Source organism: Tunturibacter gelidoferens, assembly GCF_040358255.1.
In the GTDB taxonomy this organism is placed as follows: domain Bacteria; phylum Acidobacteriota; class Terriglobia; order Terriglobales; family Acidobacteriaceae; genus Edaphobacter; species Edaphobacter gelidiferens.
The window spans coordinates 5091693-5107605 of sequence record NZ_CP132938.1; the positions used below are offsets into that span (position 1 = coordinate 5091693).

Below are 15913 nucleotides of genomic sequence, written 5' to 3' on the forward strand. Positions count from 1 at the left end.
GCGATGCCGATTCTACGCGTCCAACAGATACTCCAGATAGCCGTGCGTAATTTCCGGCGCTTCCGCTTGCAGGCTGTGCTCATCGTAGTCGCCACGATGACTGGAACCGCCGGCGTCCTCGTCTCAGCTGGGTATGCGGCTGGAGGACGGCAGAAGATCCTTGACCAGTTCGCCAGCTTGGGCACAAACGTCATCATTGTCACACCGCAACAGAGCCGGGCTGTCGGAGGACGTGCCCGCACCGGCTCTCTGGTGACGACATTGAACCCTGCGGATTACAGAGCGATCAAACAATCCGTGGACGACATTTCATCAGCTTCGCCGACGATGGCCGCCGTGCTTCGGATTCGCGCCGGCGACCTCACGAAGAACACGACCGTCGTCGGGTGCACACCGGAGTACTTCGTGATCAAGCATTGGCTTCCGGTTCGTGGCGAGGTGTTCGAGGAAAGAGCCAATCGTCAACAAGCGCGCGTCGCATTGCTGGGCACAACCGCGGCGCAGGACCTGTTCGGAGAAGGCGATCCGACCGGGAGCCGGATCGAAATTAACCGCATTCCATTCACAATCGCGGGCGTTATGTCCGAACGAGGGCAAGGCCTCGACGCCTCCAACGAAGACGATCAGGTTTATGTCCCTCTGGATACGGCGATGCACCGCCTCTTGAATGTCAACTACTTCAACTCCATTCTCTTGCAGATGGACTCCCGTTCGCAGATGGATGATGCGACCGAGCAAATCCGTCAGTTGCTTGGAGAACGCCATCGGCATATTGCGCCAGCGGGAGACGATTTTGTCGTACAAAACCGTAAAAGCTTGCTCGACACTCAGCTCTCCGCATTTAGCCGCCTGACATTCCTCATCCGGTGGATCGCGGGGAGCGGGCTTGTGGTCTCGTCTCTTGGAGTTTTCGCCGTGACGTGGATTGGCATACGAAACCGCACTCGCGAGGTCGGAACGCGACGCGCGCTCGGAGCGACGCGCGGAGATATTCTCCTTCAGTTCTTCTCCGAGGGAACGCTGGGGGCATTGATTGGCTGCGGCACAGGTATGGGAACCGGCTACCTCGTTCTTCGCTCTGTCGACGCGCGTCTCATCCAGCCGCTCATGTTTTCAACTTTGGCAGCGGGGCTTGAAGTGTTTGTGTCGGTAGCTGTCTATTCGACATTCACCCTTATCTCCAGCCTTAGAGCCGTTCGTATCGAGCTCTTGGTCGCATTGCATGCGGAGTGACTCGACGCGAATTGCGTTCGTAATGAACTCTGCTATCAGTGGCGCCTGGCCACTCCAAGCGTGGGCATGCTTGTTGCCACCTCCAATTCTTTTGGTATTCGAGAGCTCGCTTCGTGACCGCCATTTCAGTTGATGCCAAATTGCCAATGCGCTTAACGAGCAGATTGGGCAAAGTTTTGCAGCCCCGATGCTGGTGGGTCACGGGCAAGCCGCAACGTTTACATATGAGTTTCTTGGGCCACTCACTGCTCTCTTGAACAGGCACAAATGAGATGATGCCATTGTCGAAGCGGAGGCATTCTCCTATGGGCTATATAGAAGGTGAAGGACGGCATCAAGGAACACTGTTTCCAGTGCTGCTCGATGATCTTGTTCCGACTGAGCATGTGTGTCGTGTGATCGACGCGTTTGTGGACGGGCTAAGAATGGCCGATCTCGGCTTCGAACGCGCGGAAGCCGCGGAGACCGGCCGACCTGGCTATGATCCGCGCGACCTTCTGAAGTTATGTCTTTAGGGCTATCTGAACCAATTTCGTTCTTCGCGGCGCTTGGAGGCGGAGTGCCTCCGAAATGTAGAACTAATGTGGTTGCTGGGCAGACTCAACCCGGACCATAAGTCGATCGCCGAGTTTAGGAGGATGCATCGCGAGGCGGTAACAGCGGCGGGAGTCGAGCTGGTGCGTTTCGCGAAGAGCTGTGGCCTCATTCGTGGTGAGTGGATCGCCATCGACGGCTCGAAGTTCCGCGCTGTGGCCAGCATCCACTGTGCACGCGAGGTTGGACCTGAAACGATATCTAGACAGCATGGAGAAGGCCGACGAAGAGCAGCAAGCCAGCCTTGCAAGCTGCGCTTGAAAAGCTGAAGCAGCACCCTGAATCGGAGGTCGGATTCTTGCTAATGGGCCGCCACTCGCTACCGGCGTACAACGTGCAGACCGCAGTCGATGCAGAGCATTCATTGATCGTGGCCCAGACCGTGGTTCTAGATGCCAGCGACAATCGTTGCCTGCAACCGATGGCCGAAGCCGCAAAGATGATCCTTGGTGTCGATGGCTTCAGCGTCGTAGCGGACGCCGGATACTCGAATGGAGAACAGGCCGCAGGCTGCGAGGCGGCAGGGATTTTGCCTTATGTGCCCGTGATGCGCACCGTGAACAACCAGGGAGATGGCACCTTGTTCGGACGCGAAGACTTTCGCTACGAACCCGATACCGACACCTATGTCTGTCCCGGAAATAAAAGGCTGCGTCAGAGCACCAATCGCAAAGACCGTTACATCCTTTACAAAGCTGCGGCACGCGACTGCGGTGCATGCTCCCTGAATCACAGTGCACAGAGGCTCCGAGGCTCGGATTGGCCAGACACCTTTACGAAGATGCGTTAAACCGCATGCAGGAGCGCGTCAGCGCAGCTGCGATGAACTCCGTCGGTCCACTGTAGAGCACCCCTTCGCGACCATAAAGTACCGCATCTTCGGACACCCACGAATGCTGATGCGAGGGCTTTCAGGTGCCCGTGTTGAGATCGGGATCGCCTCCATGGCCTACAACATCAAGCGTATGACGAACGTGTTCGGTGCGGCCAAACTCACGGATGCCCTCCATCGTGCCTGAGCTTGGACGCGTTCGCAGCCCATACAGATTCTAGGAATCGCTCGAAACCAGAACTGCTCCCCCTTGACGGACAAACAAAAATCTCAGTTTCGTAACAGCCTCGAGATGTCGGCGCAAGCGAAAGGGAGCGTTGATCGACTCGAACACACAGAGAAAACGTTGAGCGTGCTCTGGAAATTGAAAGCGCTTCATCTGCCTTTCTCGCATGCGGGTTGGCTGATGCGAGTTCTCGGCTCGATTGTTCAGATAACGGCTCTGCCGGTGTTCCACGTCCGGCAAAATCAGCTTCTTCGCTGCAGCATAGCTCCGTAGCTTGTCCGTGATGATGACGCGCGGTGCTCTCGCTGCCGTATGGAGTAACTTGCGAAAGAAACGCAAAGCTGCCCAACGGTCCCGGCGCGGCTGCACCAGGATATCGATGACCGCTCCGTTCTGGTCCACGGCCCGCCACAAGTAATGCTGGATCCCATTCATCTTGATGAAGACTTCGTCCAGGTGCCACCTCGCACCGAACCGAGCTCGCTTCTTTTTCAGCCGGGCAGCGTAGGCGGAGCCGAACTTGTGGTACCATTCCCGGACTGTTTCATACGTCACCGGGACACCTCGCTTCGCCATCATCTCCTCGATGTTCCGATAGTTTATGGCAAAGCAAAAGTACAGCCATACGCATTGCTCCACCACTTCGATCGGGAAACGGTGCCGACGGTATCTGCTCTCACGCGTACTCACCACGTCAGCTTCTCACACATCCATAAGTTGACAATGCCCCCGCTGAAGATGAAGATGGGGAAACTCTGCTGCTATATCTATTCTATGAGTTGGATAAGTTGTGTCTAACGCTTTTTCTGTGGAAGTCTGTGCACCGGCGACTATGCTGTAACCGGGGATGGCCGTTTTCTTTGCTCTGATGTATGGTGACGTTCAACTGAGTTGTGAGGACTGAACCTTGAAGTTCATGGATGCTAAACGTGAGGATGTTGTGATAACAGTCGCCTATGGGGTGGTGATTGTCGGCCTATTTGGATTCGGCCTGTATCTTCAGTTCGCCAAACATGAGCCGAAGCTGCTTGAACAGCTTTCAGCGACGCTAGCCAAAGCAAAGAGACGATGATTGCTGGTTCACAGTTGTCCTACACGGTTACGCAAGGGCTCAGGTGATGACTGTCGATGTGGGTGCTCTGAAAGCACTAGACGGAATGACCGGAGGATTAATACCTGCGCTCAACAATGCCGACGCCAAAAGAGTGCCAGCCCAATCAGGAAACGTTGGACCGATTGTTATAGACTCAATCAAATCTTTCAGATGAACTTTAACCAATAGTCCATGTTCTGGGCCTTCAGCTGAAAAGGATGAATCCAACGTAGCGTGGGGCACTACAGGCTGGATTGTGATAAATGCCCGGAGTTCACATTCATGCCTATAGCAGACTCTCTTTTGCAGGATGGCTTTCACCGGAATCAAGTGTTCCCTAGACAAGACCTCTAGCTCGGTTGCCTCAAGAGACTTGATGAGTCTGCCCACAGTTGTTTTTATGGCAACCCCGTAAATGGTATCGGTGTAGAGCTTCCAAATCGCTACCGACTCTCCACGATCCTGATACCAGCAGTTGACTGCCACGGTCTTGTTGAAAGCCTGGAATAGGCTCAAAATGTCACCGCTAACAGGGGGAGAAAAGCGTGGCGACAATGCCGTGCAATAGATCTCGGCTGATCATAGCTTCCCATTTGTCTTCGAACTCAGAAACAACAGGAAAATACAAGGCGTTCTGTTCCAACAATTTCAGGCATTTTGGAAGGTCCATATACCGCCGCATGACGGTCTCGCTCGGAGCACGTTTGTCTGAGGGTGAAGGATGTAATGCATTGCATAAAAATACCTTGGGCAGGATGACGTGACCTTTTTTGTGTTTAGCCAAACAATGAGAGAGATGTAGGAGGGTCGTCGTTTCATGGCTGGCACATCTCAGGACCACAGCTGATGCAGTCATCGCAAAGGAGCCTTCTTAATCGGAGGCTCTCTTATAGAGGCGGTCTTCATATGCCCCTTCTCTATTGCAGTACCACTGGTGGCTTTCTGTGCGCATCCTGGAACGCAAACCCAGTCTTTTACAAACCCTGCATCGTGCTGTTATCTCTTCCGTTGTGTCGAGTTTCCTCGCTAACCAATTATCTAACCTTTGCAGAAGTCCCAATTTGGGACGAGAACGTACAATCACAGGCGTGCTCAAACGGTGCCTTCTTTCTTAAAAGTGCACATTGAGTATAGCTAAGGATTTGCAAGGAATCAGACTCTGCTACTGCAACCTCTGTGATATGGCCGACGAGGGGCGCGATACGACCAGCTGCTAACGGCCGACAGACTCTTTGGATGGCAGGCGGCTCTTTTTCCCACCGGACGCAGCGGCATGATCAAAATCAACACAGGGGCATGGCGTGACGACGGGAACGGCCCCATGCAGGTCGTCCCCGGCCCCGTGGGCCGGGAGCGCGTCCATTTTCAGGCCCCTGCCGCAGCGAAGCTCGACGGTGAGATGAACGCATTTCTCGACTGGTTCAACACGGATGCCAGCAACGATCCTGTTCTCAAGGCAGGCATAGCCCATCTTTGGTTCGTCACCATCCACCCTTTCGACGATGGGAATGGCCGCATCGCGCGCGCCATTACAGACATGTCGCTGGCACGATCCGAAGATAGCTCGCAGCGCTTCTACAGCATGTCCGCGCAAATCCGCCAGGAGCGCGAGGAGTATTACGAAATCCTTGAAGCGACGCAGAAAGGCACACTGGACATCACACGCTGGTTGGCATGGTTTCTCGATTGTCTGGGCAGCGCCATCGAAGGGGCGCACACAACACTTGCGGCTGTACTCGCGAAGGCGCATTTCTGGGAAAGGATCGCCGGCACAGCAATCAACGAACGCCAGCGCATGATCCTGAACCGTTTGCTTGACGGTTTTGAAGGCAACCTCACAACATCGAAATACGCCAAGCTGGCCAAGTCTTCTAACGATACGGCGCTTAGGGACATTCTGTTTCTCGTAGAAAATGGCATTCTCGCCCGCAACGCGGAAGGCGGACGGAGTACGAGCTATGATCTAGTCCGAAACCATAGCCAGAAGACGGACAAAGACTATTACACGAGCGATAAGCAATTACATTTGGATCGCGTAGCCGTCACCGGCGCCGCACCGTTCGGAAGTACAAGCCGCAATCACCACCATCATCATGACCATCTGTACAGGCGGCACCGGCGTCACTGTCGTTGCTATCATGACCACCACCACCGCTACAACCGGCTGAGAACGCCCGCGCCTTGGCACGACAGTGTTTCATCTGGTTGGGCTCAACCTGCGTAGCGCAGGTTGTAATGCGCAAGAGGTGTTCGCGCAATCAACTGCTGCACTTCACGGCGAACCTGAAGGTAGAACTGATTGGCATGGAAGCGTGTGGAGGGTCACATTTTCTAGGATGGGCGTTGCGAGAACAGGGTCATGAGGTACGGCTGATCCCGGCGCAGTATGTGAAGCCGTACGTGAAGACCAACAAGAGCGACTACATTGACGCCGAGGCGATCGCTGAGGCAGTGGGCGGCCGAGGATGCGCTTCGTGCCGATCAAGACCGATCAACTGGATCTACAGTCTCTGGATCGGGTACGGGAGCGTTAGGTGATGCGCCGCACCGCGGCCATCAACCAGATTCGTGGCTTGCTTCTTGAACGTGGGATCACACTGCGCAAGGGACGGCGCCATGTCGATGCGGCGTTGCCGGGGATACTGGAAGACGCCGACGCCAAGCGATCATGCCTTGCGCGTGCTGCTGGCTCAACTGAAGCTGGAGCTGGATCATCTGGAAATGCGCATCGACCAAGCCGATGCGGTGATCAAGACGACGGCGGGCGAGAACGAAGCCTGCCAACGGCTGGTTGCAATTCCTTGCATCGGACCGGTGACGGCAACCGCAGTCATCGCGGCGATCGGCAACGGAGCGGACTTTCGCAAGGGGAGAGAGTTCGCAGCCTGGCTCGGGGTGGTCACGGGATAACATACCACCGGGGGTAAGCAAAAACTGCTCGGGATCAGCAAACGCGGGAACTCCTATTTGCGAAGACTTTTCGTGCATGGGGCTCGTGCCGTCCTGCGACAGAGCGCAAAGCAATCTTCCGGTCTGAGTACGTGGCTGGCCCAACTCAGATCCCGCACCCACCGTAACGTGGCCCTGTGGCCTTAGCCAATAAGCTGGCACGCTTCGCCTTGGCTGTGCTCGCCAGAAATGAAGTCTACCGGCCACCGGTGCTGGCCGCTACTGCTGCAGCTTGACTGGCCCGTAGATGAGGCTAGGAGTTCTAAATTTTCCTGCCAGGTCTGCTGGCGAATCATGAGATGGCACAACGGTCGAACCCGGCGCTCTCGGAACCTGTAAACAGGAAAAGTCTGTCAAGACTGCCTAACTAAATAGGACGAGGGAGCAGCGCATTCCATCAAGGCCGGGAGCTTGTTCTCCATCAGAGGCTGATTAGATAAGGGCGAAGGCTCAAGTGAAGCCCGTAGACTATGTCTAGTCTAGAGACCAGGGCCAGCGTGAGGAAGGAGTCGGGATGATCATAATAGGTTGTGATTTTCACCCTAGCTTTCAACAAATCGCCATGCTCGATACCGAGACTGGAGCAACCGAAGAGCACAAACTGATGCTGCCGGTTCGTCAATGAGCACCGCATCTGCTCTCGCAGCCCTGAGTTCGTCGATCAGTTCGGGCCGCCGCACGAGGCTGATCATTCGAATGCCACGCACCTTTGCAATGGCGATCAAGCGCTTGGGAAGAAACAAATTTCGGTTCATAGCTTAACGATCAGCTGATTCGGTGATTCGGTCGTTTGAACCCTGCCCTTATGATTTCTCCACCATTCAGCAATTCCCCAAAAAATAGGATCGAAAGGCAATCCTAGGCCCCATCTCCTCAATGAGTTGAGATTGGTCTTTCGCCTGCACTCAAAGAGCGTGCTTCAGGAAATCAAAAATCCATGACGCTTAAGATCGAACGACTTTCCGACATGCATGAAACGCGAATTTGGTTGAGCGGGGAGCTTCGATCAATAAACGTAAGACGTGACTGGCTCCTTTGGGGGGTGAAGATGGCAAGCACCCTACAGAGCAGTGGAAGTCTCCGCACCGGGTGTACTCCGTGTTGTCGAACAGGTGATGTCTAAGCCGGCAGTTAATCAGGAGCGTTTACGCGTCAAGACGTGTGGCGTTTGTCATTCCGATTTCGCAACGGTACAGGGAGACTATCCAGGCCTGAAATTTTCGAGTGGCGCAGGCGGGTGTTTGACGCTGGATTGCCGCACAAGTCGACCTTTGCGATCACTCGGATAAGTTCCGATCTTTCGCTCGCCATTTCCCAACGGTCGCGCCTGCAGAATCATGACCAACGCCCCGATGATCGCGATGTGCATCGTAATCTCAGTTATCACTGTCTTTCATCGACATATTCTCCCCTTGCATTAGCGATATCTTTGCTTATTTTCGTGCCTAAAAGTTCGAGGACCCTCGATTTTCTTGGGGATGTCCTATTGCAAAATCTAACTCTGACGATAGTAACCGTATGGTTTGTGCCGAAGGGTTGACCTTGTCGTCGTGGTTGTGATGGCAGGGACAATTCCAAGCGGCAGCGCCACGCGATCACGCAAATTTGGCGACAAGGCGATTCGTCGAAGCCCTGGTTTCGGCGATCGGGAGCGAACTTTATGAAACACAATTTGTGCCACTTGAGTGTTTATCCAAGAACTAGCGAAAAACAGCAGACCGTTAACCGGCTGGCTCAGTGTGTTCGAAGAGAGTCGGGCAAGCCAAATCTCTTTGACGGGACATCTGCGGAGCGCCGTGCAAAGTTGGTGTGCTTCCTGCTAATCGTCGGATACAGCCTCTTCGCTTCAAACAGCCGAGCCCTTGCACAGGCAGCATATGTCTTTCCGTCTTCAGTTATGGTCGGCGGCACTGCCCTGACAGAAACGGTGGCCGTAACAATCCAGCGTTCGGGCACTCTCGCCAATATTCAGGCCCTGACCCAAGGATCTGAGAATCTGGACTTCAGGCCCTCGGGAGTCAGCACCTGTGCAGCGGTCTCCTATGTTCAGGGACAAGTCTGCACCGTATCCATTGGCTTTGCGCCAACCTATCCTGGACTCCGCGTCGGTGCCGTTTTGCTCATTGCTGATGATGGGCACATTATGGCTGACCAAAACCTCTCCGGCATCGGGATTGGTTCCCTGACCGTCATGACGCCAGGCGAGATCAACACTCTTTCCGGAGATGGTTGTTTGAGTGATGGATCCTGTCCTACTAGCGGCAGCACCCCCGCCACCTCCTCGGCGCTTAAGCTGCCTCTTGGCGAAGCGACTGATGCTGCGGGGAATCTCTACATCTCTGATACGGGGAATAATCGCATTCGCAAGGTCGATCCTTTTGGCAATGTCACTACGATTGCGGGCAGCAGTGAGATCGCCGGTTTCAGCGGCGACGGCGGTTCCGCGACGACGGCTCAGCTCAGTGCTCCATCTACGATCGCAATCGACGGCGCAGGAAACATCTTTTTTGCCGACACTGGCAATAATGCAATCCGGGAGATCAGTGCCGGCAAGATCTTGACAGTCGCAGGAACTCTCGGCAGCGCTGGATTCGGCGGAGACGGGCATGCCGCAAACGTTGCCCTGCTCTCAGCACCACAGGGATTCGCCTTTGACGCCTCCGGAGATCTTTATATCGCCGACACGGGTAATCACCGCATTCGCAAAGTGGATACATCTGGTGACATCTCAACCGTTGCCGGGAACGGGATCGCGGGATACTCCGGAGACGGGGGCGCTGCTCTGTCTGGCCAGTTTGATTCGCCCTGGGGAGTTGACGTCGCGACCGATGGCAATCTTTATATCGCCGACTTCAGCAACAACCGAATCCGCAGAGTCGATGCGGTTACAGGCATTCTCTCAACCGCCGCTGGGGATGGCACGGGAAGCTATACGGGTGACGGAGGCTTGGCTGTCAATGCGACCCTCAATGGTCCGGCTAGCGTGGTCACCGACGCCGCGGGCAATCTTTATATAGCCGACTCGGAGAATAATGCGATTCGAAAAGTGAACCATAGCACAGGGCTGATCGCGACTCTCGCCGGCAATGGAACGGCTCTCTTTGGCGGCGACGGTCTTAACGCGCCCCTAGCCGGACTCTACAAACCGTATTCGGTTTATCTTGATGGCGCCGGAAATCTATTTCTCGCCGATCGGCTTGACCTCCGCATTCGTGAGGTAAGTGCGACCGTCGCCGCACTCCAATATCCAACGATGAAGGAAGGCAAGACCTCCGCCCCGATCGCTCAGAAGATTGAAAACGATGGAAACGCGCCGCTCGATTTGACGGACCTTGCTGCACTGCCGGCTACCACGAATGCTGCCCTCGACTTCACTTCAACGGATCCGATCACGACAAGTTGTTCCATCTCTCTTGCTCTCCCGGTCGACAGCAGCTGCATTCTTGCTATCGAGTTCACTCCGGTTAGTGTTGGCGCTCCAGGGACAGGTGTCCTGTCTGTAACTTCCAACTCGGGTAACAGCCCTGTTGCAGTTGATCTTAGCGGCATAGTTCTCTCCGTAGACCCGAGTTCTACGACGGTTACCTCCAGTCTCAATGCGGCTGCGGTAGGGCTCGCCGTCACATTCACCGCGCACATTGCTAGTCCGAATCAAGTCACTGGAACGGTTCAATTCTTCGACGGGGCAACTCCCATTGGCATTCCTCAAGCCGTAAACCCCGCCTCGGACACAGCAACCATCACGACGTCGTTTGCCGTCCTTCAATCACACAGCATCACTGCAGTCTACAGCGGTGACAACCTCAATGCCGCCAGCAACCCCAATCATCCGCTTATTCAGATCATCGAGCAGGCTACTTATCTCAACGTAATCCCCACGGCAAATCCAGAGGTCGAATTTTCCCAGTTGACCTTCAATGCGACCGTTTCCGGTTGGACGACTGCGCCGAGCGGTAACATCACTTTCACCGATGGCATCACTTCTATCGGGTCTGCCACACTGAACGGCAATGGGGTGGCCTCATTCCAAGTTCCCTCGCTCGCAGTTGGTCAGCACAACATTACCGCAGTCTTTCCGGGCGACGCGAATGACTTCACCAGCCACTATTCGTTTGTCCAGACCATCAGTTTGGCTCCAAGTTCAACAACTTTGAGCACGAGCAATGCGGTCGCTCAGTTTGCCACCCCCATCACGTTTACCGCAACTGTTACCGGAGTCAGCTCCTCGACGCCCACCGGCAGCGTGGCCTTCAAAGATGGCACGATCACCCTTGCTACCGTTTCCCTTAGTGGACTTGGAGTAGCAGCGTACGTCAATTCGACCCTTGTGGCCGGCACACATACGATTACCGCCGTGTATCTGGGTGACGCGGATTATGCCACGAGCACCTCGACGCAGATCATTACGGAGACAATCGCACAGACGGCCACCTCCACCATGCTCTCAGCGAGCGCGACCAGTTCCATCTCTGGCCGACCTGTAACCCTCACGGCAACAGTAACGGCAAGTACTGGAAGCCATAAACCCACGGGCATGATCAATTTCATGGATGGGAATATCGTTCTCGGGACAAGCCCGCTCAATAACGGAATGGTCTCCCTCACTACCTCGAGCCTGGAAGTGGGGACCGATAACATCACCGCTATCTATAGCGGTGATTCGAACGATACGACCAGTAGGTCCGGCTTGCTCGCAATAACGATCCTGCAGGCTCCCACGACCACAACTCTCATTTCCAGCCAGAGTCCAGTGCCGACCCTAACTGCTCTCGTCATCACCGCAACTGTCTCCAACGGTGGCGCAAATAATCCTACGGGGCTCATCACATTTTCGGAAGACTCGGTCTTGATCGGGGTTGGCAAGCTCGACGGCGCCGGAATCGCCACGATCTCAATTCCATCCCTGGCCGCTGGCTCTCATACTTTTGTCGCGAGCTACGCCGGGGATTCGCTGGACATTCCGAGCAACTCGGTTCCCTTCACTCAAGACGTACAGCTACGTCCAACCACGGATACGCTAAGCACATCGGCAACCTCGTTGACCGGCGGCCAACAGCTCACGCTGATCTCAGTGATCCGCTCGACAGGTTCAGCTCCCTCTACCGGGCTAACGGGGAACGTCTCCTTTTTGTCAGGGAACATTACGCTTGCTTCCGCGCCGATCGATGCTACTGGCGTCGCGACTGTGACGGTGCTCCTCCCAGGAACGAGCGCCACGATTTCCTCGACGTACAACGGCGACGCCAACTATGCCGCATCCTCTGCTACGCCGACGCCGGTCACCATCGGGCCACCACCCGATTTCATTATTCAGGCGACTCCAACGTCATGGCAAATGCAAAGCAAACAAAGTCTTACTGTGAAACTGATGTTGACATCTGTCAAGAGCTTTGCCGATTCGTTTTCTCTTGGATGCCTTGGCCTGCCAAAGAATGCCACCTGCACCTTCTCTCAAGATAAGCCAAACCTGGAAGCCGGTAGCGTCCAATCAGTCGATGTGACCGTCGATACCGGCACCCCATTGCTTGGTGGAACGGAGGCCCGAGCTGAAAGCCGCTCCGTTTCGCGGGGAATCTTTGCCTGCTTCCTTCCAGGTTGCGTTCTCTTCGGGCTCCTAGGTTCTCGCGTTCGTCGTTTCCGATCCATCGGGCTTGTTCTTCTGCTGATGGGAGTCTTAGGTCTTACCTCTGCTCTCTCCGGATGTGGAAGCATCGAGAATAACGGGACTACTCCTGGAACCTACAACTTCATGATCAATGCCACCAGTCAGACGGGCGTCTCCCATTTCGTCAACATGACAATGACGATCACCCAATAGCGAAGAGGTGGGCTCAATGAATAAAACTCTTTCCATAACTCTTGTCCTATTGACCTGTCTTTCTTGTCGACGGAGTGGCTCCGCACAGGCGCTGCCTACCGCCACTGCTCCCGGTGCCTACATCTCAGTTGGAGGAACCGGTTCTTTTTTTCGATCCGGCTACGGAGGCCAGGGGGTGAATGGGGCAAGTCTCTATTTCGATATCAATCCTATTCGGGCAGCCGGAATCGAAGCTGAGAGTCGGTGGATGGGGCAGAGCAAGATGTCAAAGCTCGCTGAATCAACCTACCTCATTGGTCCGCGCGTTCAGTTTCGCCGAGGCCCATACACGCCATACGTCAAGACCTTAGTTGGTCTGGGCTATTTCAATTATCCCTACGAGTCAGCGCAGGGCAGATACTTCGTGATCGCACCTGGCGCGGGCGTAGATCTTATGCTCGGCCAGAACCTCAAAATCCGCCTGATCGATATTGAGTATCAGGAATGGCCACAGTTCACCTTCGGCACGATTAGCCCATACGGAGTTAGCTTCGGCTTCAGTTATCGCGTTTTCAACGGCAGCCGATAGAAGTTCGCGAAACCTAGGTATCGAAGAAGGGCGGGTTGTTCGACCTGAGCAACTACCTTCGACAAATCCTCCTGCGACAATCTGGGCAATGGATGAGTTGTTTCTTTGCAGCGAGGTTACGGCCAGCCTGCCAAACTGCCGGCTTTACCGCCATCCAAAGTCTAAAGTTTTTTCAAAGCTTGCTTTTAAAAGCTTCCAACTAGGCTGCGAGCAAATCGATCTCTGGAACGAGTGGAAGGATCTCGAACAAATGATCGTTGCGATGATGACTTTACGTTCTATCGACTCCGTCTCCGAGTGACCTACCATACACTGGAACTCACCGGTCGTCCGCAAAGGCGCCGTCATGTTAAGCGATGGTTTCGTCTCTTCCGTAGGGGCCCGACTTTGGTGGGAGATTTCAGAGAAGGAAATATGGTCATCAACACTGCGTTTCCCGGCTAGAAACCTCTCCTCCAAGAACACGGCCGATCGTTGTTGAAACGATACCTTTCGGCTAACCGCACCTACTCTCCTGAGCTCGAATCGACATCGTTCTGACGAACCGCAATCCAGGAACAAATCGAAAAGATTTACGCGGGACACGCCGTCGTGCATCTGGTGACGGTGCCACTGACGCGGAAGCAATATAACGCCCTTCGTTTTCGTTCACATATGGCGAAGGCGCGGGTAAGCGAAGGACGGCGATCTGCTGAAAGATTTCAATGCTGGCGATTATGCGGTACCGGAGAGGTCAGGGGTTGCAGTGGGAAGCTTCCTGGGCTGGCTACGCTAACGCATTTCACTTTCCGCGTATGGTTTTATCATCAGCCTTACGTGAATCTAGTGTGTTATGGTCCGTCGCGTAAATAACGCCTACAGCGAGGCGAGCAGCGAAACCGATGAGAACGATAGCTAAGACAATGGCAGTAAATCGCACAGCGAGCTTATCAAGGGAGGACATCTGGGAAGATTACCATCGGTGTACGCAAGTAAAACTGCAACTTCCGTGTGATCTCGAAAAATGTGTTGCCACTCCGACGACTCTGGACCCTACCTGCTGGGGCTGACATTGCATGGAAGCCGCAGAAGCACTGATGGCCAGGACAGGTGCCACACATATCCCAAGACTGACCCCTTTTTGCCGCCAGAAAAGCCCTGTATGGCGCAAGTTCCATCAGGAACAAGTCGTTCGGATTCATTCCATTGGCAGCTGCTCCACTATCATCAATGAGGGCATGCAACGCTAACGGAACTCGCTGAAGTTACAAAACCCTCCATCATTGAAGCCCCGTAAGGTATAGGCGCACGAGTGAAGCCGTGTAATGCGATCCGCCAGGCTCCATCCTTGACGGCTTCTTCTCTGTTGCCCCCTCGCTGAAGTGTGGACGCTTCTAAGCACATCCAGCTTCCATCTAGTTCCGGCTTAACCTGAGCCGCTAATGCGACGTGTCCGCTCCCACTCAGGTTGCTCTCCGAGTGCTGCTGATCTTCGCTGTTCTCTCTGAACGGCGAACAAGACCGCCCTGTCGGCGTAGGTAACTGGAGATCCGGTGTGGAGCGGCGGGGGCGTCGCAAGAGAAGGAGGCCGTTCTAGCGGTTCACACCAAAGTGTTATCGAACTGCGAACTATTCTGAATATCCTCTGGCGAAATCATGGCCCTACCATGTAGCCTCCTAGTCATTAACCTGGAGGAATGCGTTGAGTTTCATCGAGTTTTATTCCCTCTATAAAGAAGAGCACCCTTGTTCTACTGTTTTTCTCTCTGCTAACAAATACATTCGGAAGATGAAAGGTGGTTCTCAATCAATCCTGGTTCAGTGCGACGACAATCGTTTCTACGTCGTAAAAATGGCTGGCAACCCGCAGGGGCCTAATGTCGTGGCCAATGAGTTTCTGGGTAGCGTCATCGCAGGCGCAGTTGGACTTCCTGTAGCTGAAAGTATGTTGATTCACCTGTCCGATCACTTCATCGATAGTGACCCAGACATCTGGTTTGAACTCCCCTCGGAAAGAAAGCGCCCCGACGCCGGCTTGCATTTTGGAAGCCTGCCGGTGGGCCAACCCTGGTCCACAACGGCCATCAGAGCACATCAGTCCCTCGAGAATCAACTCCATTACAAATCATGATGCATTTTTGGGGATGTACACCTTAGACGTTTGGGCCAATCACCAAGACAACCGACAGGCTGTCCTCCTCAGACGATCGGACGATGATGCTCAAGAGGCTCTCTTCATCGACCACGGCCATATGTTTGGAGCTCCAGATTGGAACTTTCGCGAGCTTCCAGGAGCGGCTTTCCATCTCGAAACGTCCGTTTACTCCGAACTCTGGCATGACGAGGTCGTTTCTTCCTGGATTTCCCACTTTAGAACCGTCCTTCCTGAGGTTCTCTCTTGGGTCACCTCAATTCTTCCACCGCGATGGTATAACAGTGACTTGAGAAGCCTGATGGAGGGATTGATCCATCGACTATCCAACCTGACCGAACTTGTCCAAAAGGATGCAACGACATCCCGACAGTTCGCTTACCAGAACAGTGAAAATGACGCCCTGCGATTATCAGATTCTGGAATACACAAACTCAGAACTCCGGATAGACGGAGTGCCTTTTATCGT

General features: G+C 54.4%; 13 protein-coding genes and 1 pseudogene. 13 read left to right on the forward strand and 1 reads right to left on the reverse strand.

Going from position 1 to position 15913, the window contains the following annotated elements; all coding sequences use genetic code 11:
* Window positions 1-3 precede the first annotated feature (3 nt).
* The 5 genes from RBB81_RS21870 to RBB81_RS21890 all read left to right on the forward strand — a co-directional run bounded on the left by RBB81_RS21870 (window position 4) and on the right by RBB81_RS21890 (window position 2846).
* A complete protein-coding gene (locus RBB81_RS21870) occupies window positions 4-1233 on the forward strand; it encodes an ABC transporter permease (RefSeq protein ID WP_353072146.1) in 1230 nt (409 codons plus the stop codon).
* Between the two features lie 305 nt (window positions 1234-1538).
* Window positions 1539-1748 carry a hypothetical protein gene (locus RBB81_RS21875; protein WP_353072147.1) on the forward strand — a complete coding sequence of 70 codons (210 nt, stop codon included), beginning with the start codon at window positions 1539-1541 and terminating at the stop codon, window positions 1746-1748.
* 33 nt (window positions 1749-1781) lie between these two features.
* Window positions 1782-2096: a hypothetical protein gene (locus tag RBB81_RS21880; protein ID WP_423248036.1), complete on the forward strand. Its 315-nt coding sequence runs from the start codon at window positions 1782-1784 to the stop codon at window positions 2094-2096.
* A 35-nt stretch (window positions 2097-2131) separates the two neighbouring features.
* Window positions 2132-2617, forward strand: a complete 486-nt coding sequence (locus RBB81_RS21885) for a transposase (RefSeq protein ID WP_353072148.1) — start codon at window positions 2132-2134, stop codon at window positions 2615-2617.
* Entirely contained in the window at window positions 2562-2846 is a 285-nt protein-coding gene (locus RBB81_RS21890) for a transposase (RefSeq protein WP_353072149.1), read from the forward strand. The genes RBB81_RS21885 and RBB81_RS21890 overlap by 56 nt, the downstream gene beginning before the upstream one ends.
* 30 nt (window positions 2847-2876) lie before the next feature.
* Here the strand turns inward: RBB81_RS21890 and RBB81_RS21895 are convergent, their stop codons facing one another.
* A complete protein-coding gene (locus tag RBB81_RS21895) occupies window positions 2877-3575 on the reverse strand; it encodes an IS6 family transposase (protein ID WP_353072150.1) in 699 nt (232 codons plus the stop codon).
* Between the two features lie 226 nt (window positions 3576-3801).
* Between RBB81_RS21895 and RBB81_RS21900 the strand changes: the two genes are divergently transcribed.
* From RBB81_RS21900 to RBB81_RS21935, 8 genes and pseudogenes are all read left to right on the forward strand, one after another.
* Window positions 3802-3957: a hypothetical protein gene (locus RBB81_RS21900; RefSeq protein WP_353072151.1), complete on the forward strand. Its 156-nt coding sequence runs from the start codon at window positions 3802-3804 to the stop codon at window positions 3955-3957.
* A gap of 1294 nt (window positions 3958-5251) precedes the next feature.
* Window positions 5252-6202, forward strand: a complete 951-nt coding sequence (locus tag RBB81_RS21905) for a Fic family protein (RefSeq protein WP_423248037.1) — start codon at window positions 5252-5254, stop codon at window positions 6200-6202.
* 11 nt (window positions 6203-6213) lie between these two features.
* A complete protein-coding gene (locus RBB81_RS21910) occupies window positions 6214-6516 on the forward strand; it encodes a hypothetical protein (protein WP_353072152.1) in 303 nt (100 codons plus the stop codon).
* A 183-nt stretch (window positions 6517-6699) separates the two neighbouring features.
* Window positions 6700-7074 (forward strand): annotated as a pseudogene (locus RBB81_RS21915) (transposase).
* 1996 nt (window positions 7075-9070) lie between these two features.
* On the forward strand, window positions 9071-12745 hold the full coding sequence (locus tag RBB81_RS21920; RefSeq protein ID WP_353072153.1) for an Ig-like domain repeat protein: 3675 nt from the start codon (window positions 9071-9073) through the stop codon (window positions 12743-12745).
* A gap of 262 nt (window positions 12746-13007) precedes the next feature.
* A complete protein-coding gene (locus RBB81_RS21925) occupies window positions 13008-13313 on the forward strand; it encodes a hypothetical protein (protein ID WP_353072154.1) in 306 nt (101 codons plus the stop codon).
* An 88-nt stretch (window positions 13314-13401) separates the two neighbouring features.
* The gene (locus RBB81_RS21930; protein ID WP_353072155.1) at window positions 13402-13614 is read left to right on the forward strand and encodes a hypothetical protein; all 213 of its coding nucleotides are present in this window, start codon (window positions 13402-13404) and stop codon (window positions 13612-13614) included.
* Between the two features lie 1380 nt (window positions 13615-14994).
* Window positions 14995-15423, forward strand: coding sequence for a HipA family kinase (locus tag RBB81_RS21935; RefSeq protein ID WP_353072156.1), 429 nt, complete (start codon window positions 14995-14997; stop codon window positions 15421-15423).
* Window positions 15424-15913: the final 490 nt, after the last annotated feature.

Excerpts from the sequence above, each read along its gene's own strand:
- RBB81_RS21870 (WP_353072146.1), top strand. The coding sequence starts at position 4 with ATGCCGATTCTACGCGTCCAACAGATACTCCAGATAGCCGTGCGTAAT.
- RBB81_RS21925 (WP_353072154.1), top strand. The coding sequence starts at position 13,008 with ATGTCAAAGCTCGCTGAATCAACCTACCTCATTGGTCCGCGCGTTCAG.
- RBB81_RS21905 (WP_423248037.1), top strand. The coding sequence starts at position 5,252 with ATGATCAAAATCAACACAGGGGCATGGCGTGACGACGGGAACGGCCCC.
- RBB81_RS21875 (WP_353072147.1), top strand. The coding sequence starts at position 1,539 with ATGGGCTATATAGAAGGTGAAGGACGGCATCAAGGAACACTGTTTCCA.
- RBB81_RS21920 (WP_353072153.1), top strand. The coding sequence starts at position 9,071 with ATGGCTGACCAAAACCTCTCCGGCATCGGGATTGGTTCCCTGACCGTC.
- RBB81_RS21910 (WP_353072152.1), top strand. The coding sequence starts at position 6,214 with ATGCGCAAGAGGTGTTCGCGCAATCAACTGCTGCACTTCACGGCGAAC.
- RBB81_RS21900 (WP_353072151.1), top strand. The coding sequence starts at position 3,802 with ATGGATGCTAAACGTGAGGATGTTGTGATAACAGTCGCCTATGGGGTG.
- RBB81_RS21885 (WP_353072148.1), top strand. The coding sequence starts at position 2,132 with ATGGGCCGCCACTCGCTACCGGCGTACAACGTGCAGACCGCAGTCGAT.
- RBB81_RS21930 (WP_353072155.1), top strand. The coding sequence starts at position 13,402 with ATGGATGAGTTGTTTCTTTGCAGCGAGGTTACGGCCAGCCTGCCAAAC.